Annotated in this window: 23 protein-coding genes and 1 tRNA gene; 13 read left to right on the top strand and 11 right to left on the bottom strand. The window is 70.7% G+C overall.

The window, feature by feature from the left end; all coding sequences use genetic code 11:
- Nucleotides 1–110: 110 nt before the first annotated feature.
- Both ABS78_RS04530 and motA read right to left on the bottom strand, forming a co-directional pair.
- Complete coding sequence (locus ABS78_RS04530) at nt 111–374, bottom strand: hypothetical protein (protein WP_293375444.1); 264 nt, start codon at nt 372–374, stop codon at nt 111–113.
- A 185-nt stretch (nt 375–559) separates the two neighbouring features.
- Complete coding sequence (gene motA, locus ABS78_RS04525; protein WP_293375442.1) at nt 560–1,429, bottom strand: flagellar motor stator protein MotA; 870 nt, start codon at nt 1,427–1,429, stop codon at nt 560–562.
- 140 nt (nt 1,430–1,569) lie between these two features.
- Between motA and ABS78_RS04520 the strand changes: the two genes are divergently transcribed.
- On the top strand, nt 1,570–2,874 hold the full coding sequence (locus ABS78_RS04520; RefSeq protein WP_293375440.1) for an MFS transporter: 1,305 nt from the start codon (nt 1,570–1,572) through the stop codon (nt 2,872–2,874).
- Between the two features lie 25 nt (nt 2,875–2,899).
- On the opposite strand, the gene ABS78_RS04515 is transcribed toward ABS78_RS04520, so the two are convergent.
- Nucleotides 2,900–4,051 carry an acyl-CoA dehydrogenase family protein gene (locus ABS78_RS04515; protein WP_293375439.1) on the bottom strand — a complete coding sequence of 384 codons (1,152 nt, stop codon included), beginning with the start codon at nt 4,049–4,051 and terminating at the stop codon, nt 2,900–2,902.
- A 238-nt stretch (nt 4,052–4,289) separates the two neighbouring features.
- Nucleotides 4,290–4,958, bottom strand: coding sequence for a peptidoglycan DD-metalloendopeptidase family protein (locus ABS78_RS04510; RefSeq protein ID WP_293375437.1), 669 nt, complete (start codon nt 4,956–4,958; stop codon nt 4,290–4,292).
- Nucleotides 4,959–5,236: 278 nt separating this feature from the next.
- Between ABS78_RS04510 and ABS78_RS04505 the strand changes: the two genes are divergently transcribed.
- The 10 genes from ABS78_RS04505 to ABS78_RS04460 all read left to right on the top strand — a co-directional run bounded on the left by ABS78_RS04505 (nt 5,237) and on the right by ABS78_RS04460 (nt 14,060).
- On the top strand, nt 5,237–5,872 hold the full coding sequence (locus tag ABS78_RS04505) for a TetR/AcrR family transcriptional regulator (RefSeq protein ID WP_293375435.1): 636 nt from the start codon (nt 5,237–5,239) through the stop codon (nt 5,870–5,872).
- Nucleotides 5,869–6,849, top strand: coding sequence for an HlyD family efflux transporter periplasmic adaptor subunit (locus tag ABS78_RS04500; protein ID WP_293375433.1), 981 nt, complete (start codon nt 5,869–5,871; stop codon nt 6,847–6,849). The genes ABS78_RS04505 and ABS78_RS04500 overlap by 4 nt, the downstream gene beginning before the upstream one ends.
- Nucleotides 6,850–6,874: 25 nt before the next feature.
- Nucleotides 6,875–7,792 (top strand): ABC transporter ATP-binding protein, encoded by a 918-nt coding sequence (locus tag ABS78_RS04495; protein WP_293375431.1) that lies wholly within the window; start codon nt 6,875–6,877, stop codon nt 7,790–7,792.
- The gene (locus tag ABS78_RS04490; RefSeq protein ID WP_293375429.1) at nt 7,789–8,940 is read left to right on the top strand and encodes an ABC transporter permease; all 1,152 of its coding nucleotides are present in this window, start codon (nt 7,789–7,791) and stop codon (nt 8,938–8,940) included. The genes ABS78_RS04495 and ABS78_RS04490 overlap by 4 nt, the downstream gene beginning before the upstream one ends.
- A 109-nt stretch (nt 8,941–9,049) precedes the next feature.
- The gene (gene cdd, locus ABS78_RS04485; protein WP_293375427.1) at nt 9,050–9,457 is read left to right on the top strand and encodes a cytidine deaminase; all 408 of its coding nucleotides are present in this window, start codon (nt 9,050–9,052) and stop codon (nt 9,455–9,457) included.
- 168 nt (nt 9,458–9,625) lie between these two features.
- Nucleotides 9,626–12,178, top strand: coding sequence for a helicase-related protein (locus tag ABS78_RS04480; protein WP_293375425.1), 2,553 nt, complete (start codon nt 9,626–9,628; stop codon nt 12,176–12,178).
- Entirely contained in the window at nt 12,175–12,459 is a 285-nt protein-coding gene (locus ABS78_RS04475) for an RNA-binding S4 domain-containing protein (protein ID WP_293375423.1), read from the top strand. The genes ABS78_RS04480 and ABS78_RS04475 overlap by 4 nt, the downstream gene beginning before the upstream one ends.
- Nucleotides 12,460–12,491: 32 nt before the next feature.
- Complete coding sequence (locus tag ABS78_RS04470; protein WP_293375421.1) at nt 12,492–12,773, top strand: DUF805 domain-containing protein; 282 nt, start codon at nt 12,492–12,494, stop codon at nt 12,771–12,773.
- 125 nt (nt 12,774–12,898) lie between these two features.
- The gene (fdxA, locus tag ABS78_RS04465; RefSeq protein ID WP_293375419.1) at nt 12,899–13,240 is read left to right on the top strand and encodes a ferredoxin FdxA; all 342 of its coding nucleotides are present in this window, start codon (nt 12,899–12,901) and stop codon (nt 13,238–13,240) included.
- Between the two features lie 304 nt (nt 13,241–13,544).
- On the top strand, nt 13,545–14,060 hold the full coding sequence (locus tag ABS78_RS04460) for a CarD family transcriptional regulator (protein ID WP_293375417.1): 516 nt from the start codon (nt 13,545–13,547) through the stop codon (nt 14,058–14,060).
- A 95-nt stretch (nt 14,061–14,155) separates the two neighbouring features.
- On the opposite strand, the gene ABS78_RS04455 is transcribed toward ABS78_RS04460, so the two are convergent.
- The 6 genes from ABS78_RS04455 to ABS78_RS04430 all read right to left on the bottom strand — a co-directional run bounded on the left by ABS78_RS04455 (nt 14,156) and on the right by ABS78_RS04430 (nt 21,431).
- Complete coding sequence (locus tag ABS78_RS04455) at nt 14,156–14,344, bottom strand: hypothetical protein (protein WP_293375415.1); 189 nt, start codon at nt 14,342–14,344, stop codon at nt 14,156–14,158.
- 184 nt (nt 14,345–14,528) lie between these two features.
- Nucleotides 14,529–17,663, bottom strand: coding sequence for a CusA/CzcA family heavy metal efflux RND transporter (locus ABS78_RS04450; protein ID WP_293375413.1), 3,135 nt, complete (start codon nt 17,661–17,663; stop codon nt 14,529–14,531).
- A gap of 10 nt (nt 17,664–17,673) precedes the next feature.
- Entirely contained in the window at nt 17,674–18,936 is a 1,263-nt protein-coding gene (locus tag ABS78_RS04445) for an HlyD family efflux transporter periplasmic adaptor subunit (RefSeq protein ID WP_293375411.1), read from the bottom strand.
- Complete coding sequence (locus ABS78_RS04440; protein ID WP_293375409.1) at nt 18,936–20,231, bottom strand: TolC family protein; 1,296 nt, start codon at nt 20,229–20,231, stop codon at nt 18,936–18,938. The genes ABS78_RS04445 and ABS78_RS04440 overlap by 1 nt, the downstream gene beginning before the upstream one ends.
- A gap of 49 nt (nt 20,232–20,280) precedes the next feature.
- Entirely contained in the window at nt 20,281–20,694 is a 414-nt protein-coding gene (locus tag ABS78_RS04435) for a hypothetical protein (RefSeq protein ID WP_293375407.1), read from the bottom strand.
- Between the two features lie 38 nt (nt 20,695–20,732).
- Nucleotides 20,733–21,431: a cation transporter gene (locus ABS78_RS04430; protein ID WP_293375405.1), complete on the bottom strand. Its 699-nt coding sequence runs from the start codon at nt 21,429–21,431 to the stop codon at nt 20,733–20,735.
- 73 nt (nt 21,432–21,504) lie between these two features.
- Between ABS78_RS04430 and ABS78_RS04425 the strand changes: the two genes are divergently transcribed.
- Both ABS78_RS04425 and ABS78_RS04420 read left to right on the top strand, forming a co-directional pair.
- Entirely contained in the window at nt 21,505–21,960 is a 456-nt protein-coding gene (locus ABS78_RS04425; protein WP_293375403.1) for a helix-turn-helix domain-containing protein, read from the top strand.
- Nucleotides 21,961–22,034: 74 nt separating this feature from the next.
- Nucleotides 22,035–22,111, top strand: a tRNA-Arg gene (locus ABS78_RS04420).
- Between the two features lie 18 nt (nt 22,112–22,129).
- Here the strand turns inward: ABS78_RS04420 and ABS78_RS04415 are convergent.
- Nucleotides 22,130–22,876 carry a sulfite exporter TauE/SafE family protein gene (locus ABS78_RS04415; protein ID WP_293375401.1) on the bottom strand — a complete coding sequence of 249 codons (747 nt, stop codon included), beginning with the start codon at nt 22,874–22,876 and terminating at the stop codon, nt 22,130–22,132.
- Between the last annotated feature and the right edge of the window lie 2 nt (nt 22,877–22,878).

The raw sequence follows: 22,878 nt of genomic DNA, 5'->3' as shown, positions 1-22,878 counted from the left end.
TCGGGATCGTGCGCCAAGGGTGCATCCGGACCGCGAGAGGGCAGGCAACGAAAAAGGGCCGCCCCGAGGGGCGGCCCTTCCGTAACGCTTGTCGCGTCGCGGCGCGCGTCTTACTTCGCGGCCGGAGCTTCGGCGGCCGGGGCGGCCGGAGCAGCAGCGTCGGCGGCCGGAGCGGCGGCGTCGGCGGCGGCGCCCGCAGCGGCGGTCGCGGCGTCGGCGGCGGCGTCAGCAGCGCCGGCAGCGGCGGTCGCGGCGTCGGCGGCGGCTTCAGCGGCGGGGGCTTCGGCCGGGGCGGCTTCTTCGGCCTTCGGCTGGCAGGCGGCGACGCCCAGCAGCGAGAACGCAGCGGCGGCGATCAGAAATTGCTTGGTCATGTCCGTAGTCCTCTGGTCGGTGTGTCAGGCGCCGGCCGGAATTCCCCCAGACAACGGGCGAACTTGACCCCCCGACGCGCCGATAGAGATACCCCTCACGCGGCCGTGATAGCAAGGCCAAAATCACGGACTTGTGATCACTTTTTCGCCCCCTAGGGGATCGGGGCCATCGCAGGGTGGTGAAATCAGGCTTCGGCCGGGATCGCCGAGAGGGCCTCTTCCAGCTCCAGGAAGCTCGGCTGCATCCCGGAAGGCACGTTGCCGCGGCCGATCTCGACCGAGATCTGGGCGGCGTTGCCGTGCAGATGCGCCACCAGCACCGACTGGATGATCTTGTAGAACAGCCCCTCCTCCTCGACGATCTGGTTGAGGCGGTTGGCCATGGGTCCGACGAGGCCATAGGCCATGAACACGCCCAGGAAGGTGCCCACCAGAGCGCCGCCGATCATGCCGCCCAGAACCTCGGGCGGTTCGGTGATGGCGCCCATGGTCTTGATGACCCCCAGCACGGCGGCCACGATGCCCAACGCAGGCAGACCGTCGGCGAGTTGCTGGAGCGCATGCGCGGGGCCCAGCGCCTCGTGGTGGTGCTTCTCGAGCTGCTTCTCCATGGCGTCCTCGACCTGATGCGGATCTTCGAGGTTCATGGTCATCATGCGCAGCGTGTCGCAGATGAAGTCGATGGCGAAGTGGTCCTTCATGATCTTCGGGAAGCGGTTGAAGATCGTGGACTCGCCGGGGTTCTCGATGTGGCTCTCCAGGGCGATTACGCCCTTGGACTTCATGGTTTTGGTCAGGAGGAACAGCAGCGACAGCAGGTCGCGATAGTCCGACGCCTTCCATTTCGGCCCGGCGAACACCTTTGCGAAGCCGCCGCCCGTCGCCTTGATCGTCGGAATCGAGTTGCCGATCAGGAACGCAGCCACGCCGGCGCCCAGGATCGCCATCATCTCGTACGGCAGCGTGGCCAGGATCACGCCCATGTTGCCGCCGTGCAGCAGGTAGCTGCCGAACACCATGGCGAACAGCAGGACGATGCCGATGATCTGGAACATGAAATCCCCCGGAGGTGCGGGGAAGATGGCGGTTAATGCTTAATACCCAGTGATCGGGTCTCGATGAGCGGAGTCGAAGGTGATCGCCGATCACCGCCGCACATTGCCGCCCGCCGCGTCTGCCCTTAAGCCATTCCTCGATGTCCAATCCCGGCTCAGCCCTGCCGCGGCGTTCGTTCGCCATCATCTTCGGCGTCTCGGCGGCGACCGCGATGGGCAACACCGGCCTGATCTCGGTCCTGCCGGCCATCGGACGCTCGATCGGCATCCCCGACGCGATGGTCTCGGCGATTTTCTCGCTGTCGGCGCTGCTCTGGGCCATCTCCTCGCCGGGCTGGGCGCGGGCTTCCGACCGCCACGGCCGCAAGCCGCTGATGATGCTGGGCCTGGCGGGATTCATGACTTCCATGACACTCTGCGGCCTGGTGGTCAGCGCGGGCCTGGCCCACCTCGCGCCGCCGATGCTGATCTTCGTCTTCTTCCTGTTGGCGCGGGCGTTGTTCGGCCTCTTCGGCGCCGCCGCCAACCCCGCCACCCAGGCCTATATCGCCGAGCGCACGCCGCCCGAGAACCGCACCCAGGCGATGGCCAGCCTGGCCGGGGCCTTCGGTCTGGGGACGGTGGTGGGTCCGTTCCTGGCGCCTCTGTTCATCCTGCCGGGCGTGGGGCTGGCGGGGCCGCTCTATTCCTTCGCCATGATCGCGCTGGCCATGCTGTTCGTGGTCTGGCGCTGGCTGCCCGATCAGAAGGTGGCGCCCGAAGCCCAGCGCCCGCGACGCCCCGTGGTGGGCGGCGCGAAGGAACCGAGCCTGTGGCGCGACCCGCGCGTCACGCCCTTCCTGGTCTACGGCTTCATCGTCGCCACCTGCCAGACGGCCCAGGCCCAGACGCTCGGCTTCCTCATCATCGACAAGCTGTCGATGTCGCCCGCCCAGGCGCAGTACTTCATCGCCATCGCCATGATGTTCGGGGCTGTGGCCGGTCTGCTGGCCCAGTGGGGCCTGATCCGCATGTTCGAAATGACGCCGCGCCAGCTTCTGCGCTGGGGGGTTGCGGTCGCAGCGCTGGGCAACCTGGTCGTCGCGCTGTCGCCTGGCTACTACGGCGTGGTGGCCGGTTATGCGATCTCCAGTCTGGGCTTCGGTTTCGCCCGGCCGGGGTTCACCGCCGGGTCGTCCATCGCCGTGGGCCTTGGCGAACAGGCCCGCGTCGCCGGGCTGATCGCCGCCGTGAACGGCATCAACGTCATCCTGGCGCCGCTGTTCGTCTATCTCTACCAGCACTACGGACCGCTGCCGTTCCTCATCAATACGGCGCTGATGACGGCCATGCTGGCCTATGCCTTCCGCAACACGGCGCTGAAGAACGCCGACCCCAAGCCGGCCTCCCGCGAGGCCGCCACCATCGCCACCATCGAGAAGGCCGACGAAGGCGGCGGGGTCTGAGCTCCGGATCCTGACTCCGTCCCGCTCAGAAGCTTTTCGGCTGTCCGAGCACGTGGGTGGCCACGTGGCTGAGGATGAGGTTCGTGGAGATGGGCGCCACCTGGTAGAGGCGGGTCTCGCGGAACTTCCGCTCGATGTCGTATTCCTCGGCGAAGCCGAAGCCGCCGTGGGTCTGCAGGCACATGTCGGCGGCGAACCAGCTGGCCTCCGACGCGGTGAGCTTGGCCATGTTGGCCTCGGTCCCGCAGGGTTCGCCCGCCTCGAAGAGCGCCGCCGCCCGGTCCACCATCAAGCTGGCGCCGGTCATCTGGACATAGGCGCGCGCCAGCGGGAACTGAACGCCCTGGTTCTCGCCGATGGGCCGGCCGAACACGACCCGATCCTTGGCGTACTGGCTGGCCCGGTCGATGAAGAACTTCGCGTCGCCGATGCACTCCGACGCGATCAGGATCCGCTCGGCGTTCATGCCGTCCAGGATGTACTTGAAGCCCTTTCCCTCCTCGCCGACCAGGTTCTCGGCCGGGACCTCCAGGTCCTCGAACAGCAGCTCGGTCGTGGCATGGTTGAGCATGGTGCGGACGGGCGTGATGGTGAGGCCGGCGCCCCTGGCTTCGCGCATGTCGACCAGCAGCACGCTCATCCCGGCCGAGGTCTTGGCCTCGTCGCGCGGCGAGGTCCGGCAGAGCAGCACCATCAGGTCGGAATGCTCGGCGCGGCTGATCCACAGCTTGCGGCCGTTCACGACATACTTGTCGCCGACCTTCTTCGCGAAGGTGGTGATGCGGGTGGTGTCGGTGCCGGCGTCGGGCTCGGTCACGCCGAAGGCCTGAAGCCGCAGTTCGCCGGTGGCGATCTTGGGCAGGTAGGCCTGCTTCTGCGCCGGCGTGCCATGCTTCAGCACCGTCCCCATCGTGTACATCTGGGCGTGACAGGCGCCGCCGTTGCAGCCGGACCGGTGTATCTCCTCCAGCACCGCCGTCGCCGCCCCCAGGCCGAGGCCCGAGCCGCCGTATTCTTCGGGGATGAGCACCGACAGGAACCCGGCCTCGGTCAGCGCCTGGACGAAGGCGGTCGGATACGCCCGCTCTCGGTCCAGCTCGCGCCAGTAGCCGCCGGGGAAGCGCGCGCACAGCTTGCGGACGGCCTCGCGGATCTCGGGGAAGGTTTCCTGGGTCACGGCGTTTCCTGGCTCATGGCGCCTGTGTGCCACGGGGCCGTTGCGTCAGCCTAGACAGCGCGCCAACTTGTGCCGAGGCGCGATTCAACCACCACATCTCGTAGGGAACGAAGCCTGAATCATTGCGAGTCGGTGATTCGGACGCGATTCGTTTCGCCCTTGTTCCTGCAGAATCCGTTTCTCGCGCCCGCATGGATCGGATGCCCAGAGAACGCGCCGGGCCCGGGCCGCCGCCGGCTCAATCCCCGGATTGGACCTGCACGGGGCGGTGCTCGGCCGTGATGATCTGCTGGGCGTCGATGCGCGCGCCTCGCCGGTCGATGATCTCCAGGTGGACGTGGTCGGTCATGCCGCCCGGATACTTCCGCTGCAGCGACTTCGCCCGGCCAATGGGACGACCCATCGCCACGACCTGGCCCACCTCGACCTCGGGGTCGATGTAGAAGACGCGGGCGGCGACCTGTAGCGCCGGGTTGGTCACCTCCACGAACATCAGGCTCTGTTCGCCCGGATAGGCGTAGCCGATCTTCGTCACGTAGCCCGAGATCGGCGAAGCGACGACCTGGCCGGGGCGGGCGACATAGTCGACGCCCTCGTGCCGGCGCACACCGCCATCGCGGCGGGCGCCGAAGTGGCCGAAGCCGTAGGCGTCTTCGGTGCGCGGCTCGCGCCCGGTCGGATTGACGAAGTCGCCGCGGCCGTCGCCGTCGAGGTCCAGCCCGACCCAGACGCGTTCGAGGATCGGCGGCTCCTGCGGCGCGGCGGCCGATATGTCGCCGACCGCCCGCTCCACCGCGCTGGCCAGGGCGGCGCGATTGTAGGGCTGGCTCAACGGCGCGGCGGCGGCGGCGCCCGTTGTCACGAGTCCGATCAGGGAAAGCAGCAGAAGCGGCCGGCGTTCGGCCATATCGACAAATCTAGCACGTACGCCACGCGGCATCAGGCGCCCTTCACTCGAAATGCGCCTCGCCGGACGGTCGCCGGGCTTCAGGGCGGATTGACGGGAACGTCGCGTTCGGTCGCAACGGTGCGGGAGGTCCTGGCGTCGGACCGGGGCAGAAAATAGGCAGAGCGGTCAAAACGACCCTGCGACCGGTCGCCGCCCCGTCGGCCGGATCGACGCATTGTGGGGTCGCATTTCCAATGCTAATAACTGACTGGTCAGTTATTAGAAAAATCGCCGACATGGACGCCGGTCAGCCGAAATTCCGTCGACGCAAGGCCGACCGGCCGGACGAGATCGTGTCTGCGGCTCTGGAGGTCTTCGCCGAGAAGGGGTTCGCCGCCGCGCGGCTGGACGACATCGCCCGGCGCGCGGGCGTGTCGAAGGGCGCCGTCTATCTCTATTTCGAGACCAAGGAGGACGTGTTCCGCGCCGTGGTGGATCGGGCCATCGCGCCCAACCTGGATGCGCTCCGGGCGATCCTGAGCGCGCATCCCGGCCCCTTCCCCGACCTCATCCGACAGCTCCTGGGGGTGCTCGTGGGCGTGGCCGCCGGGACGTCGCTGGGCGGGGTGCTGAAGATGGTGGTGGGCGAGGCGCGGAACTTCCCCGAGCTGGCGCGCATCTGGCATGACGAACTGGTGGCCAAGGCCCTGGGCGCCGCGACCGAGGCGATCGCCACCGCCCAGCTTCGCGGCCAGGTCCGCGCGGGCGACCCCCGCGCCTACGCCCTGCAACTGGTCTCCCCGATCCTGATGGGTGTGCTGTGGCGCGAGACCTTCGTGCCGGTGGGCGCGCGCCCGTTCGATCTGACCGACCTGGCCGGACAGCACCTCGAGACGTTCCTGAACGGCATCCTTGGGGAGGGCGTCCGATGAAGTCGCGCCAACGCCTGCTGGCGGCAGGCCTCCTCGCCGCCGGCGCGGCCACGGTGGCCGTCGTCGTCCTGGCCCCGCGCCTGGGCGCGCCACGCACCCTGACCGGCTATGTGGAAGGCGAGTCCCTGCACCTCGCCGCACCGGTCGCGGGGACGGTGCGCGAGATGGCCGTCGTGCGCGGCCAGGAAGTGACGGCGGGACAGACGCTGTTCGTCGTGGACCCCGCTCAGGTCCGCGCCGCCGCCGAACAGGCCGCCGCCGAATCCGCCGCCGCCGACGCTCAGGCCGAGGACGTCCGCAAGGGTCAGCGGCCGGTCGAGCTGGCCGCGCTGGACGCCGCCGTGGCGGCGGCCGAGGCCCGCGCCCGCGACGCCCGCGCCGACCTGGCCCGCGTGCGGCCCCTGGCGGACCGGGGCTGGTATGCCCCCGCACGGCTGGACGCGGCGCGCGCCGCCGCGGACGCGGCCGACGCCGACGCGACCCAGGCCCGCCGCCGTCGCGACGCCGCCGCCCTGGCCGCCCGTCCCGACCAGATCCGCGCCGCCGACGCCCGCGTGGCCCAGGCGCGGGCCGCCGTCGCCGGCGCCAACGCCCGGCTGGCCGACGTGGCCCCGAAAGCGCCCGTCCGCGCGCGGGTGGAGGAGGTGTTCTTCCAGGCCGGTGAGTGGGCGCCGGCGAACCAGCCGATCCTGAGCCTGATCCCCGACGACCGGATCAAGGTGCGCTTCTTCGTGCCCGAAACGCAGCGGGCCGCCTATCGCGTGGGCCAGCAGGTGCGCTTCACCTGCGACGGCTGCCCGGCCGGGCTCACCGCCACCATCGACTTCGTGAGCCCCCGGCCCGAGTTCACCCCGCCGGTGATCTACAGCCGCGAGAGCCGCGACCGGCTGGTCTATCTCGTGGAGGCCCGCCCCTCGCCCCTCCCCTCTGGCCGCCTCTCGCCCGGTCAGCCCGTGGACGTGGAACCCCTAACGTGAGGCGCCCGGACACGAGGAACGCGTCGTGACCTACGCCATCGACGTCCAGGGCCTGCACAAGCGGTTCGGCGACAAGCACGTGGTCGACGACGTGACGTTCCGGGTCGCCCCCGGTCGCATCTGCGGCTTCCTGGGACCGAACGGGTCGGGGAAGACCACGACCATGCGCATCCTCTGCGGCCTGCTGACCCCCGACGCGGGATCGGGCCAGGCGCTGGGCTTCGACATCGTCCGCGAGGCCGACCAGGTGAAGCGGCGTACGGGCTACATGACCCAGCGGTTCTCGCTCTACGAGGACCTGACCATCGCCGAGAACCTGGCGTTCACGGCCCGCGTCCACGGCCTGGACCGGCGACGCGAACGGGTGGACGCCGCCCTGGAACGCCTGGGTCTGGCCTCGCGGCGGGACCAGCTCTCAGGCACGCTCTCGGGGGGATGGAAACAGCGGCTCGCCCTGGCCAACGCCACCCTGCACGAGCCCGCCCTGCTGCTGCTGGACGAACCCACGGCCGGCGTCGATCCCAAGGCGCGACGCACCTTCTGGGACGAGATCCACGCGCTGGCGGCCGAGGGCCTGACCGTGCTGGTCTCCACCCACTACATGGACGAGGCCGAGCGCTGCCACGAGATCGCCTATATCAGCTACGGCCGGCTGATCGCGCGCGGGACAGTGGACGAGCTGATCGCAGGCTCGGGCCTGGTTACGTTCCACGGCGAGGGTCCCGACGCCTATCGGCTGGCGCACGAGCTGACCGGCCGCCCGGGCGTGGAGACGGCCGCCGCCTTCGGCGCGACGTTGCACGTTAGCGGGCCAGACCGCGCCGCCCTGGAGGCCGCCATCGCGCCCTGGCGGTGCGAACCCTGGCGGTGGACCGAAGCCGCGCCGACGCTGGAGGACGTGTTCATCCAGCTCATGGACCGCAGCCGGGACAACGTGTCGTGACCGGTGCGTCGGGCGCGGGCGGCTTCGCCTGGATCCGGGTCGTCGCGGTGATGATCAAGGAGTTCAAGCAGCTCACCCGCGACCGCATCACCTACGCCATGATGCTGGCCATTCCGGTGATCCAGCTCACCCTCTTCGGCTATGCGATCAACACCGAGCCGCGCCACCTGCCCACGGCCGTCCTGACCTATGAGGACAGCCGATACGCGAGGACGCTGATCGCGGCGCTGGAGAGCTCGGCCTACTTCGATGTGGTCGCCCAGGCCCGCAATCCGGCCGAGCTGGACCGGATGCTCCGGACCGGCCAGGTCCAGTTCGCCGTGACCATACCCGGCGACTTCACGCGCCGCGTGGCGCGCGGGGACAAGGCCCAGATCCTGGTGGAGGCCGACGCCACCGATCCCTCGGCCACCGGCGGCGCCGTGGCCGCCCTGGCCGCCCTGCCCACCCAGGCGCTGGCCCGTGACCTGACAGGGGCGCTGGCCGCGCGTGGGGCGGCGCCCCAACCGTTCGAGGTGGTGGTCCACCGCCGCTACAATCCCGAAGCCGTGACCGCCTACAACATCGTGCCGGGGCTCCTGGGCATCATCCTGTCGCTGACCCTGGTGATGATGACCGCGCTCAGCGTGACCCGCGAGACCGAGCGCGGGACGATGGAGACCCTGCTGGCCACGCCCCTGGAGCCCCTCGAGGTGATGATCGGCAAGCTCGCGCCCTACGTCCTGATGGGTCTGGTGCAGACGGCGATCATCCTGGCGCTGGCCGCCGTGCTGTTCGACGTGCCGATGGCGTCGGGGTGGATCGGCCTGTCCGTGGGCGTGGCGCTGTTCATCTCGGGCTCGCTGGCCCTGGGCTTCCTCATCTCGACGGTCGCCCGTTCGCAGCTCCAGGCCATGCAGATGAGCTTCTTCTACATCCTGCCGTCGATCCTGCTCTCGGGCTTCATGTTCCCGTTCCGCGGCATGCCCGCGTGGGCGCAGTGGATCGGCGAGGCCATCCCGGTGACCCATTTCCTGCGGGTGGTGCGCGGTTCGCTGCTCAAGGCCCAGCCGCTGGCCGACCAGTGGCGCGAACTGTCGGCGCTGGCCGCCTTCGTGCTGATCGTCACCGCGCTGGCCATGATCCGCTATCGCCGAACCCTGGACTGAACCCGACGCAGGCGCCATCGCGCGCCAATCCCGATCCAGGGGATTCGACAACGCCCGCGGCCCGGCTAGACTTCCGCGTCCCTTCGTCTGCCTGGGGCATCGTCCGCACATGACCGCCGATACCCTGCCGTCCCTCGCGGCCCGGCTGCGCCGGCTCCAGGCGAACAGCCACGCGCCCTATTCGGGATGCCGCGTGTCCGCGGCCGTCGAAGGCGGCAGCGGCGAAATCCACTACGGCGTGAACGTCGAGAACGCCGCCTATCCCCAGGGCGCCTGCGCCGAGACGAGCGCCATCGGCGCGGCGGTGACGCACGGCGAGACGACCATCCGCCGCGTCTGGGTGGCCTCGTCCCTGCCGGGTTTCATCTGGCCCTGCGGCGGCTGCCGCCAGCGCATCTGGGAGTTCGCCGCGCCCGGCTGCGAGGTGATCAGCCTCGCCGCGGACGGGACGGCGCAGAGTCAGGCGATCGAAGCTCTTCTCCCACTGGGCTTCCGGTTGCCGACGCAGGGCGATTGAGGGGCGACGCCGAACCGCTCCGGGGCGCTGGCCCAGGACACGGCGGCCCCCGCCGACCCGGCGCAAAGGGCCGTCGGACCGGCAGGGCGAGGAGGCACATGGCGGAAAGAGCGCCGCCGGGGCCTGCCGGCGCTTGCCCGACTCCCCATGCCGCCCCACGTTGAGGGCATGAGCGATCGCCCGTCGGGCGCAGCGCCGTCGCGTCTGGTGGCGGTCCTGGGGCCCACAAACACCGGCAAGACGCACCTGGCGGTGGAGCGCATGCTGGGTCACGCCTCGGGCATGATCGGCCTGCCGTTGCGGCTGCTGGCGCGCGAGGTCTACGACCGGATCGTCAAGGCCCGCGGGCCGCGCTGCGTGGCGCTGATCACCGGCGAGGAGAAGATCGTCCCGCCCCGGCCGCAGTATTACGTTTGCACCGTCGAGGCGATGCCGCTCAGCGTCGAGGTGGAGTTCCTGGCCGTCGACGAGATCCAGCTCTGCGCCGATCCCGAGCGGGGCCACGTCTTCACCCATCGCCTTCTGCACGCGCGCGGCCGGCACGAGACCATGCTGCTGGGCGCCGGGACGATGGCGCCTCTGGTCCGCCGCCTGCTGCCGCACGCCGAGATTCAGACGCGGGACCGGTTCAGCCAGCTCACCTACGCCGGGCCGAAGAAGCTGACCCGCCTGCCGCGGCGCAGCGCCGTCGTGGCCTTCAGCGCCGACCAGGTCTACGCCATCGCCGAACTGATCCGGCGCCAGCGCGGCGGAGCGGCCGTGGTGATGGGCAGCCTGAGCCCGCGCACCCGCAACGCCCAGGTGGCGCTCTACCAGTCGGGCGAAGTGGACTTCCTGGTGGCCACCGACGCCATCGGCATGGGCCTGAACATGGACGTCGACCACGTGGCCTTCGCCGGGCTGCGCAAGTTCGACGGCAGGCGCACGCGGTTCCTGCATCCGCAGGAGATCGGCCAGATCGCCGGGCGCGCGGGCCGCTACCAGACCAACGGGACCTTCGGCGTCACCGGCGAGGCCGAGGACATGGACCCCGACCTGGTCGAGGCCGTCGAGACCCACAGCTTCGAGCCCGTGGCCGGGGCGGAATGGCGCAACTCGAAGCTGGATTTCGGGTCGCTGCCCGCCCTGTTGAAGAGCCTGGCGCAGCCACCCGCCCGCGAGGGCCTGAAACTTTCGGCCGAGGCGCTGGACGAGACGGCGCTGAAGCGGCTGGCCGAGGACGAGACGGTCCGGACCCGCGCCCGCGACCGCACGAACCTGGCGCGCCTTTGGGACGCCTGCCAGACGCCCGACTTCCGCAAGGCGCCGGCCGACGACCATATCGGCCTGGTGCGGGCGTTCTTCCTCCAGCTCACCGAGCGCCGGCGCCGGATCGGCGACGACTGGATCGCGCGGCAGTACGAACATCTGGACCGCACCGACGGCGAGATCGACGCCCTCGCCGGCCGCCTGGCCAGCGTGCGGACCCTGGCCTATGTGGCCAACCGCCCCGACTGGCTGATCGACCCCGTCGAGTGGCAGGGCCGCACGCGCAGCCTCGAGGACCGCCTCTCCGACACGCTGCACGAGAAGCTGATGGCCCGGTTCGTGGACCGGCGGACCAGCGCCCTCATGCGGGGCCTGCGCGTGCGCGAGGACATGCTGGCCGGCGTCGCCGCCGACGGCGCGGTGACGGTGGAGGGCCACTATGTCGGCCGCCTCTCCGGCGTGAGCTTCGAGGCGGCGCAGGGCGCGACGGTGCTGGAAGCCAAAGCCCTGAGGGCGGCGGCGGCGCATGCGGTGGGCCCTGAGGTGGCGCGCCGGCTGGGCCGGCTGGCGGCGGCGGCCGACGAGGACCTGTCGCTGCAACCGGACGGCGCGCTGCTGTGGGCCGACGCCGTCGTCGGGGCGGTCGCGGGCGGCCAGCCGTTCAACCCTCGCGTCAGGCTGCTGGGCGACCTGGGCGACGAGTCCGCCCGGCAGCGCGCGGCGCGACGGCTCGAGGCCTTCGTCGCCGCCGAAGCCGGTCGGCGGCTGGCGCCCCTGCGCCGGCTCGAGACGGCGGTCGCCGACGGCCGGATCCGGGGCCTGGCCCGCGGGATCGCCTATCGCCTGATCGAGTCCGGAGGAGTCCTCGACCGGGCCGAGGTCCGCGCCGAAACCCGGGCGCTGAGCCAGGTGGAGCGACGGGCGCTTCGCGGCCTGGGTGTCCGGATCGGCGCGCACTCCCTGTTCCTGCCCGGGTTGCTGAAGCCGCAGGCGCGGAGCCTGCTCCAGGCGCTGGCGGGACGCGATGCGCCGGGGTGGCGACCGTCCGCCGATCGCCCGAGCCCCCTGCCCGACCCCGCGCCGCCGCCCCGCGCGCTGGCGGCCTGGGGTTTGCGGGCCGTCCGCCGACTGGCCGTTCCGGTGGAGCAGCTCGAACGCCTCGACGACCTGATGCGCGCCGCACCGCGGGAGAGCGGCGGGATCGTGTTGTCCGACAGCGCGCGCGAAGACCTGGGCTGGAGCGACGTCGAGACGGGCGCCATCCTGCGTGGCCTGGGCTATGCGCCCGCCCGTAAGCCGAGGGACGGCGAACCGCTGGCCTGGCGCCGCCGCAGCGAAACGGCGACCGCCCTGACGCCCACCGCCCGGACCCACTCGCCCTTCGCCGCCCTGGCCGCGCTCCGCGAGCCCGCGCCCGGACCGGCGGAACGGACGAGGTCGCGCCGCCGGCGTCGGAAGGCCGCCTCCAAGTGAACGACGCCGAGTCCTGCCGGGCCGACGTGTGGCTGTGGCGAGCGCGGTTCTTCAAGACCCGTGCGCTGGCGGCCAAGCACCTGGAAGCCGGCCGGATCCGGCTGATCCGCAGCGGCCAGGAGAGCCGGTTGGAAAAGCCCGCCCGCCCCCTGAAGGTGGGCGACCGCCTGGTGTTCGCCCTGGGCGGGCGACTGGTGGCTGTGCAGGTGGACGCCCTGGGCGAACGCCGCGGCCCCGCGGAGGAGGCCCGGACGCTGTACTCGACGCTGGAGAGAAGCTGAACCATAGCCACAGTGGCAGTTGGGGCGCGCACATGACGTCGGTCCTGTCCCTGGCGCTGATCTTCCAGACGATCCGGCGGCTTCACGACCTGGCACGGACCGGTCGGTGGATCGCCCCCGCCATGGTCGTCGAGATGACGCTCGCCCTCCCCGGAACGAGAGACGCCGGCGCGTCCTGGGCCTACGCCACCGCCGCCGTCTTCCCCTGGGCGTGCCTGACGCTGGCCGCCGTCTGGCCTGCAAGCGGCGGCGCGAACCGCTTTGGCCCGCCGGCTACAGCAGGGCCCTGGATTCGGCGCACGCCGACGCCCTGAATCGGCTTCCAGAAATCCTGACCGCCGGTCGCATTGACATCCGGCGCCTGGACCGTGAAAAACCCGCGCCCCGAATAGCCCGCGATCTGGTCGCGGGACGCTCGCCGGAGTTTCAAGTCGCCGCCATGACCTACATCGTGATGGATCCCTGCATCAAATGTAAGTTCATGGACTGCGTGGAGGTGTGCCCGGTCGACTGCTTCTACGAGGGCGAGAACTTCCTGGCGATCAATCCGGACGAGTGTATCGACTGCGGCGTCTGCGAACCCGAATGCCCCGTCGACGCGATCAAGCCCGATACCGAAGACGATGCGGACAGCAAGTGGCTGCGCATCAACACCGAATACTCGAAGGTGTGGCCGAACATCACGGTGAAGGGCGAACCGCCCGCCGACCGGGAAGAGTTTGAGCGCGAGACGGGCAAGTTCGAGAAATACTTCTCCGAGAAGCCGGGACGCGGCTCCTGAGCCGACCTTGACCACGGCCCAGCCGAAGCGGGGCCAACCCTTTCATTCCGCACGTTTTTGTGTTAATGTCGTCCTCGACACGACACGAAGGCTTCGCCCAGGTCGGTCTTCAACAGATGAGCCGGCCGACGGTCTCCCTCTGAAGGGCGGTCGGCACGGGCGAAGGGTGTCTTAAGAGGTCAGCTTCCGTTCCACAGCATTTAGGCCGCCGCGCTCCGTTCCGCGGAAGGGATGGCTTTTTCGTGCTTCCGGAAGCTCTGACGGCAGTTCCGCGGTTCCGCGGACGGTTATGAGAGGTATCTCTATGAGCAAGAGCGGTCATGAATTCCAGGTCGGCGACCACGTGGTCTATCCTGCGCACGGCGTAGGGCAGGTCCAGGGGATCGAGACCCAGGAAGTCGCCGGTCTGAAGCTTGAAGTCTACGTCATCACCTTCGACCACGAGAAGATGACGCTGCGCGTTCCCACCGCCAAGGCCAAGACCGCGGGCCTCCGCTCGCTGGCCGAGACCGGCGTGGTGTCGAAGGCGCTGACCACCCTGAAGGGCCGCGCCCGCGTGAAACGCACCATGTGGTCGCGCCGCGCCCAGGAATATGAAGCCAAGATCAACTCGGGCGACCTGATCTCGATCGCCGAAGTGGTGCGCGATCTGCACCGCGCCGAGAACCAGCCCGAGCAGTCCTATTCCGAGCGCCAGCTCTATGAGAGCGCTCTGGACCGCATGGCCCGCGAGGTCGCCGCCATCGAGCGCATCGACCGGGACGCGGCCATCGCCATGCTGAACAAGTCGCTGGTGAAGACGGTGGTCGCGGCCGCCTGATCCCGACGCGCCAGCCATGGACCATGGAACGCCCGGCCTCGCGCCGGGCGTTTTCGTCTAAGCGTCGGCGCCTGAGGCCGCTCGTCAGGCCGCCGTCAGGCGGTCGCCGTCTCCGGCTCCCACACCACGGAGAGCGGCAGCAGAACCGAGCACTGCGGGCAGACGAACCCCAGTGCGGCGGGAGCCGGCCCTTCCCATCGGCGACTGTCGGGATCGGTGGGGAGGCGCACCGGTCTCACCTTGTAGATCGGCGCTTTGCAGTTGGGGCAGAGGATCGCGTTCACGCGTGTAGTCATCCCTAAGCCGCCGGATTCCGCCCCACGCTCACAGCCCTTGGGGCTGAACGATCCGGACCCGGCCGGCAGACCTGAAAAGTCCCCACCAAGCAACCGCCACCTGCGCCGGAAATTACGGCCGTTCGATGTCGCACAACTCCCGGGCGGCGCTGGCCGCGACGCTCCGAAGGCGTCAGGCCGCCGCCTCCCGCCGACGTCGGTGCGCCAGCAGATACAGCGCGGGCAGAACCAGCAGCGTCAGCGCCGTGGACGACAGCACGCCGCCGATCACGACCGTCGCGAGAGGCCTCTGCACTTCGGCCCCGGGTCCGGTGTTGAAGGCCATCGGCACGAAGCCGAGGCTCGCCACGAGCGCCGTCATCAGCACGGGACGCAGACGCGTGAGCGCCCCCTCGCGGATCGCCTCCCGCAGCGGTCGGCCCTCGGCCAGGAGGCCGCGGATGAAGCTGACCATCACCACGCCGTTCAGCACCGCCACGCCGGAGAGCGCGATGAACCCGACGCCCGCCGAGATCGACAGCGGCAGGCCGCGCAGCAGCAGGGCGGCCACGCCGCCGGTCAACGCCATCGGCACGCCAGAGAAGACGATCGCGGCGTCCCGTCCCGAGCGGAAGAGCATGAACAACAGGCCGAAGATCAGGATCAGGGCGGCCGGAACCACCAGCTGTAGTCGCTGGGCGGCCGAGATGAGCTGCTCGAACGTGCCGCCGTAGCCGATCCAGTAACCGGGCGGCGTCGCCACCTCGGCGTCGACCTTGCGGCGCACCTCGGCGATGAACGAGCCCAGGTCGCGGTCCCGGACGTTGGCGGTCACCACCACCCGGCGCTTGCCGTCCTCGCGGCTGATCTGGTTCGGACCGATCTCGACCTCCACACGGGCCACGTCGGCAAGGGGAACGAAGCGGCGCGGCTCGCTGCCGAGCGCCGGCAGGGGCACGCGCAGGTCTCCGATGCGGTCGACCTGGCCCCGGATATCCTCGGGCAGCCGCACCACCACGTCGAACCGGCGATCACCCTCGAAGACCTGGCCGACGACCGTCCCGCCCAGCGAGGCCGCGACGAGATCCTGAACCTCCCGGACGTTCAGGCCGAGACGGGCCAGAGCCGCCCGATCCGGCGTGATCTGGAGGACCGGAAGCCCCGTCGCCTGTTCGCTGCTGACGTCCTGGGCGCCGTCCACGCCGGCCACCACCCGCTCGATCGCCTGGCCCAGTTCCACCAGCCTGTCCATGTCGTCGCCATAGACCTTGACGGCCACGTCCGCGCGCACGCCCGAAAGCAGTTCGTTGAACCGCATCTCGATAGGCTGGGTGAACTCGTAGTTGTTGCCCGGCGCCGTCTCGACCGCCGCCTGGATCTCGGACACCAGCTGCGCCTTGGGCTTGCGCGGGTTCGGCCACGACTTGCGGTCCTTGAGCATCACCAGGGTGTCGGCGACGTTGGGCGGCATGGGATCGGTCTGGACCTCGGCGGTGCCGATCTTGCTGAACACCCGCTCCACCTCCGGGAAGCTCTTGATGCGCGCCTCGAGGTCGGCCTGCATCTTGACCGCCTGGGTCAGGCTCGTTCCGGGAACGCGCAGGGCGTGCAGGGCGATGTCGCCCTCGTCGAGGGTGGGGATGAACTCCGAGCCCATCCGACTGGCGGCGAAGCCCGACGTCAGCACGAGGACGACGGCTGTGGCCACCACGGGCAGAGGCCGCCTCATGGCCCAGTCCAGCGCCGGCGCATAGCCGCGACGGGCCCCGCGCATGACCCGACTGTCCTTCTCCTCGACCTTGCCGCTCACGAAGAGGGCGACGGCCGCGGGAACGAAGGTGAGCGACAGGACCAGGGCGGCGGTCAACGCCATTACGACGGTGATCGCCATCGGATGGAACATCTTCCCCTCCACGCCGGTGAGGGCGAAGATCGGCACATAGACCAGGGTGATGATCAGCACGCCGAACAGCGAGGGCCGGATCACTTCGCCGGTCGCCTCGGCCGCCAGGCCGAACCGCTCGTCGCGCGTGAGCAGGCGCCCCAGCCTGTGCTGGGTCTCGCCGAACCGGCGCAGACAGTTCTCCACGATGATGACGGCGCCGTCGACGATCAGGCCGAAGTCGAGCGCGCCCAGGCTCATCAGGTTGCCCGACACCTTCGACTGCGCCATGCCGGTGATGGTCAGGAACATCGACAACGGGATGATGGCCGCGGTGATCAGCGCCGCCCGTATGTTCCCGAGCAGCAGGAAGAGCACCACGACCACAAGGAGCGCGCCCTCCAGAAGGTTGGTCTCGACCGTGCGTATGGTGCGGTCGACCAGCTTGGTGCGGTCGTAGACCGGAGTCGCCTCCACGCCCGGCGGCAACGCCCTGGCGGCCTCCTCCAGCTTTTCCGCGGCGGCGCGCGCGACCGTGCGGCTGTTCTCGCCCATCAGCATGAAGGCGGTGCCGAGCACCACCTCGCGCCCGTTCTGGGTGGCGGCCCCGGTGCGCAGCTCCTCGCCAAGGCCCACATCGGCCACGTCGGCCACGCGGATCGGCGCCCCACCCCGGTTGACGATGATGACGGACGCCAGGTCCTGGACGCCGTTCGCCTGGCCGGGCACGCGCACGAGATACTGTTCGCCGTAGCGCTCGACATAGCCCGCGCCCACATTGGCGTTGTTGGCCCTCAGCGCCTCGATCACCTCGGCCATCGTCACGCCGTAGGCCGACAGCCGCTCGGGGCGGGGGGTGACGTGGAACTGGCGCTCGAAGCCCCCGATGGAGTTGACCTCGGTGACGCCGGGCGTGTTGCGGAGCTGCGGCCGTATCACCCAGTCCTGAAGCGTCCGCAGGTCTTCGGGCGTGTAGGCCGACCCGTCGGGCTTGCGCGCGCCGGGCCGGGCCTGGACCGTATAATGGAAGATCTCGCCCAGGCCCGTGGTGATCGGACCCAGCTCGGGCGACAGGCCGTCAGGCAGCTGTTCCCGCGCGGATTGCAGCCGCTCGTTCACCAGTTGGCGCGCGAAGTAGATGTCCGTGCCGTCCCTGAAGACGACCGTCACCTGCGAGAGTCCGTAGCGCGAGATCGAGCGCGTGTAGTCCAGCCTCGGCAGGCCGGCGATCGCCGTCTCCACGGGAAAGGTGACCCGCTGTTCGGCCTCCAGCGGTGAAAAGCCGGGAGCCTCGGTGTTGATCTGCACCTGCACGTTGGTGATGTCGGGCGTGGCGTCGATGGGCAGGCGCTGGAAGCTCCAGACGCCCACGACGGCGCTCAAAAGGGCCAGCGCCAGCACGAGCCAGCGCCAGCGGATGGATGTCGCGATGATCCGCTCCAGCATGGCGCGTCCCTCAGTGGCTGTGCGCCGCGCCGGACTTCTCGATGTCCGCGCGGATCAGGAAGGCGCCGTCGGTGACGTATTCTGCGCCGGGTTTCAGGCCGCCCAAGACCTCGGTCCACTCCGGCGTCCTGCGCCCCAGGTCCAGCAACCGGGCTTCGTAGGTGTCGCCCACCCTGACGAAGACGGCCTCGGCGTCGCGGAAGCGCTGGATCGCCCGGGTCCGCACGGCGAGCGGAACCGCTCGCGACGCCACCTCGAAGGCGCCCTCCACGCCCATTCCGGGCTTGAACGCCTGGGAGGCGCCGGGCGGCAGGTGCACATGGGCGCGCAGCGTCTGGCTGGTGAGGTCGGCCACCGGAACCACGGCCTCCACGGGCGCGCGGACGCGGGTTTCGCCCGAGAGCGTGCGAACCTCGACCTTCTGCCCCTCCCGCACCCGCTCGGCGTCGCGCGGATAGACGAAGAACTCGGCGTGCAGCCGGTCCGGGTCGGCGATGACGTACAGCGGCCGCTCATAGGTGACGTCGCCGACGTTCATGCCCTTCTGGATCACGACGCCGCTGATCGGCGCGGGGATCGAATAGGTCTGGAGGCTGCTGCTCGACTCCACGCGGGCGAGCACCTGGCCCTTGCGGACGGTCTCGCCCAGCTTGGCCGTCATCGACATGACCCGGCCGGGATACCAGGCGCGCACCTCGCCCTGGCCCTCGGGCGTGATCTCCACGCGGCCGGCCATCTCGACGATTTCCGGCATGGTGGTGGGTCCGGCCACCTCGGTCCTGACGCCGCCGGCGGCGGCGGCCTCGGGTGTCAGGGTGGTGCGACCCTCGTACGCCCCGTACGTCCACCGATGTGACCGCCCACCCTCGGACGCCCGCACCTTCACGTCGAAGGAATGCGGCTCCTCGACCGCCCCCAGGCCGCGCAGGAAGTCCCCCTGCGGCGCGAAGGCGACGCGATCGACCTCGCCATCCAGGCGGGTGAGTTCGACCTCGACCTTCACCGCCTCCGGGCTGACCGGCTTACCCTTCCGATAGGCGTAGGCGTGAAACTCGGGCGATGCGCCGGCCTCGTAGATCAGCAGTTCGAGGGCGAAATCACCGCTCCGCAGGAGGCGGCCGCCCTGAGGGCCCTTTTCGGAGTCATGGTCCGCCTCTCCGGCGCCCTCGGCGTGACCATGCGCGTCGGCGCTCGCCTCGCGCGCCCCGTCCCCGCAACCGGCGAGAAGCAGGGCGGCGGCCAGCGCCGCCAGGGTGGGTGTCGTCCTGAGCATCAGCGCCGCTCCTCGAAAGATGTCCTCGCCAGGGCGCGATACCGACCCGTCAGGCGGTCGAGTTCGGCCTGGGCCATGTGGAAGTCACGCAGCACCTCGACGCGGCGCGCGCGGGCGTCGGCCAGCGCACGTTCGGCCTCGGCCACGTCGCGGAATTCGAAGCCGCCCCGATTGAAGCCGGCCGTCACCTGTTCGACCGTCCGGATCGCGTGCGGCACGACCTCGGCGCGGATGCGCTCGGCCTCGATCGCCATCGCCTGCATCCGGGCCACGATCCCGGCGATGCGCCGGCCGCGCAGGATGCGTTCGGCGGCGATCTCCTGTTCGGCGGCGCGTTGCTCGGCGCGCGCGCGGTCGACGCCGGCGCGGGCGCTGGCGCGTACGCCCAGCGGGATCGAACCGCCGATCACCAGCGCCGCCTCGTCGCCTTCGCCGAAATAGCGGACACCCGCGCGCAAGATGGGATCGGCGATCTCGCGGGTCCGCGCCACGCGCAGCCCGGCGGCGGCGACATCGCGTTCGGCTTCCAGAAGCGCCTCGTCCGGCGCCTCTCCGGCCAGGACGCCGCCGGACGGCGGGAGCTGGGGCGGCGTCACGTTGAAGAAGTCGTCCAGCTTCAGGGTGAAGTCCGGCGAACCGTCCCATGTCGCGGAGAGCTGCGCCCTGGCCGTTCGGGCGGCCTCCCGCGCACGGTCGCGTTCGATCTCGGCCTGAGCGGTGAGCGCCTCGGCGCGCGAGGCGGCGAACAGGGGATCTCGGGCGCTCTTCACCCGGCGGACGACGTCGCGCTGGGACGCCTGGACGGCGACCAGTCGGGCGTCGGCGATCAGCAGCTCGGCCTCGGCGGCCAGCGCCTCGGCATAGGCCGTCTGCACGTCGCGCAGGAAATCCAGGCGCAGCACCTCGGCGCGCAGCCGTACGGCGGCGGCCTCGGCGCGCGCCTGGGCGGTGCGAGCTTCGCGCTTGCCCCCGCGCTCCAGGGGGCGTTCGTAGCTCAGCGTCGTCTCGCTGCGACCGACGACCGAATAAGGGCCGCTGCCGGCGAAGTTCTCGACCTGGAGGTCGAGCGATGCATTGGGACGGACGACGGCCTGCCGGACGCCCGCTTCGGCGGCGGCCAGGCGGGCCTCGGCGGCCGCCGCTGAAGGATCGGCTGCGCTCGCACGGGCCAGCGCTTCGGCAAGCCCGAGGGATGTCTGGTTAGGCCCTGCGGGCGTCTGGGCGGCCGCCGGCGCCACGAAGGCGACGGAAGCCAGGAGGCCCGCGATCCGGGCCCCCAGCGATAGGGAAGGCATGGAGAATCCTCTGCATTGACGACGGGGCGCGACAGGCGCGCAGCGGTCGTCAGGCGCGGGGAGGACGCTTCAGGCGGTCGGTCAGGTGGGAGAGCGGCGCGGTGGCGCCGAAGTGTCCACGCCGCTCGGCATGGGCGAAACGCAGGGCCTCGGCCGCAGAGCCGGCCGGCGCGCCGATCGCCGTATGATGCGACTGACAATGTCCGCAGGCGACGCATCCGTCGGGACAGACATCGCCGGCCGGCGCAGCGGACGCCTGGACCGCCGCATCGTCCACGCCAGAGCCGGCCTCGACGGCCGTACGCCCGACGGCTTCCACTCCGGACAGCGTCGTCTGGTGAGCCTGCGCCTTCCCGGCCTCGAACTGGACCAGCGAGACAGGGTCGTCGGGACAGGCGGGCGCCGCGGCCGCCGGAGCCAGGCCCAGCGGCGCAAGCAGGAGCGCGGCCATCAGGCCCGCCATCCACCGCCATCCTGTCCACGACCGCATCATCGCCGCCCCTATAGCGAGGCCGTGGGATTGCGGGAATGCGTTACAAAATTACGCGCCGGGTCCCGGGCCGCCCGAAGCTCGCCGCGAGCCTGGACCACGATCTGCCAGGCCGAGCGCAGGAAGACCGCCGCCAGAAGCACGCCCACGATCAGGTCCGGCCAGCGCGATCCGGTCAGCCAGACCGCCACGCCCGTCAGGGCCACGGCCACGCACTGGACCAGGTCGTTGCGCGTGCAGAGCCACACCGAGCGAACGTTGGCGTCGCCGTCGCGGTAGCGCATCAGCAGCAGCGCCGCCACGAGGTTGGCCGCCGCGCCGAAGAGGCCCAGGCCCGAGATCGCCACCGCTTCCGGCGGGGCGCCGGTGAACGCCCGCCAGACGGCGAAGCCCAGGATGCCCACCGCCATCGCCGCCAGGCTCGCGCCCTTGGCCAGCGCCGCGCCGCTGCGCACCTCCACCGAGCGGCCGATGGCCCAGAAGCTGGTGCCGTAGGTCGCGGCGTCGGCGGCGAAGTCCAGGGTGTTGGCGGCCAGCGACGCGGAGCCGGCGAGCCAGCTCCCGATCGCCACGACGACGAAGGCGACCGCGTTGATCCAGATCACCGCCGTCAGGGCGCGCCGATAGCCGGGCGAAGCGCCGTCGAAGACCGCGTCGTGGCCGCAGCCGCCGGACCCCGCGTGGCTTTCCGAAGAAGAACAGCTCGACATGCCGGCACCCTGCATCCTCTAGCCGCTAGAGGATCAAGCGCCTATTTTTCGGCGGCGCCGCGAAAGGATTCTCATGACGTCGCTCAGCATCGGTCGGCTGGCCCGCGCCACGGACGTGAAGGTCCCCACCATCCGCTTCTACGAACAGATCGGCCTGCTGCCCGAACCCGAGCGCACGCAAAGCGACCGGCGGCTCTACGGCGAGGCCGACGTCCGGCGGCTGGCCTTCATCAAGCACGCCCGTCAGCTCGGGTTCGCGGTCGAGGCCATCCGGTCCCTGCTGGCCCTGGCCGACGACCCCGACCGGCCCTGCGCCGAGGCCAACGCCCTTGCGGCCGAGCAACTCGCGGTCGTCGAGACGAAGATCGAGCGCCTTCAGGCGCTGCGACACGAACTGCGACGGATGGCCCGCGCCGACTGCGACGGTCGCGCCGGCGACTGCCGGGTGATCGAGGCCCTGGGCGACCACAGCCTCTGCGCGGACGACCACGACCGGCCGGCGACTCCGGGAGCCCTGGGCGCCCTGTAGCGCCGGCGCCGCATGTCGCCTCCGGCGCTGGAGGTTCGCGAGGTCTTCGGCTAAGCAGCCCCTCTCGCAAGCGCGGCCCGGTAGCTCAGCCGGATAGAGCAGGGCTTTCCTAAAGCCAAGGTCGGGGGTTCGAGTCCCTCCCGGGCCGCCAGCGCAGTCGCCACCGGCCCTAAGCCAGGCCGGCCAGCCCCTTGAGTCCGGCGGCCAGCGCCGAGACGGCCAGGACCGCCAGCGCCGAGCGGCGGTAAAGCGTCGGCGGGCCGCGCCGGAACAGCCAGGCGCCCAGGGCGGCGCCGGCCAGCAGCGCTGGAAGGCCTGTCGCGGCCAGCGCGGCGTCGGGCCAACCAAGAACGCCCAGGGCGGCGCCGGAGATCGTGGCCAGGACCGCCGTCGCGGCGAAGAAGACGATAAGCGCGGCGCGCGCCGCAGCCTCGCCGACCGGGGCGTTCAGCACATGCGCCACCACCGGCGGCCCGGGCATGGCGGCCAGTCCGTTCAGCAGGCCCGACGCCAGGCCGACACAGCCCGGATGGGCGCGTGGGAGATCCGACCGCGCAGGGCCGCGCCAGACGGCCGCGAGCGCCAGCGCCGCCGCCGACGCGGCGATCAGGCGCGCCGGATCGGCCGGCAGGAGACGCAGGGCGGCCATCCCCGCCGGCGTGCCGACGACCGCGCCGGCGATCAGCCAGGGGAGTGGGGCGCGCCAGGCCTCGCCCCAGGCCTTCGGCGCGTCGATCAGGCCGATGGCGAGCTGGAGCAACACCACCGTCGCGACGGCGGCCCGAGGTTCCAGGACCAGCGAGAGGAGCGGCACGGCGGCGATGGCGAAGCCGAAGCCGGTGAGGCCTCGCAGCACGCCCGACAGGAAGATCGCCGCCAGGATCAGGCCGAGCTGGAACGGCTCCAGCCCGTTCATCC

Origin of the sequence: Phenylobacterium sp. SCN 70-31 (genome assembly GCF_001724605.1) — a bacterium.
GTDB lineage: Bacteria > Pseudomonadota > Alphaproteobacteria > Caulobacterales > Caulobacteraceae > Phenylobacterium.
The sequence above is the reverse complement of the archived record's forward strand: the minus strand, read 5'-3'. Positions and strand labels throughout refer to the sequence as shown.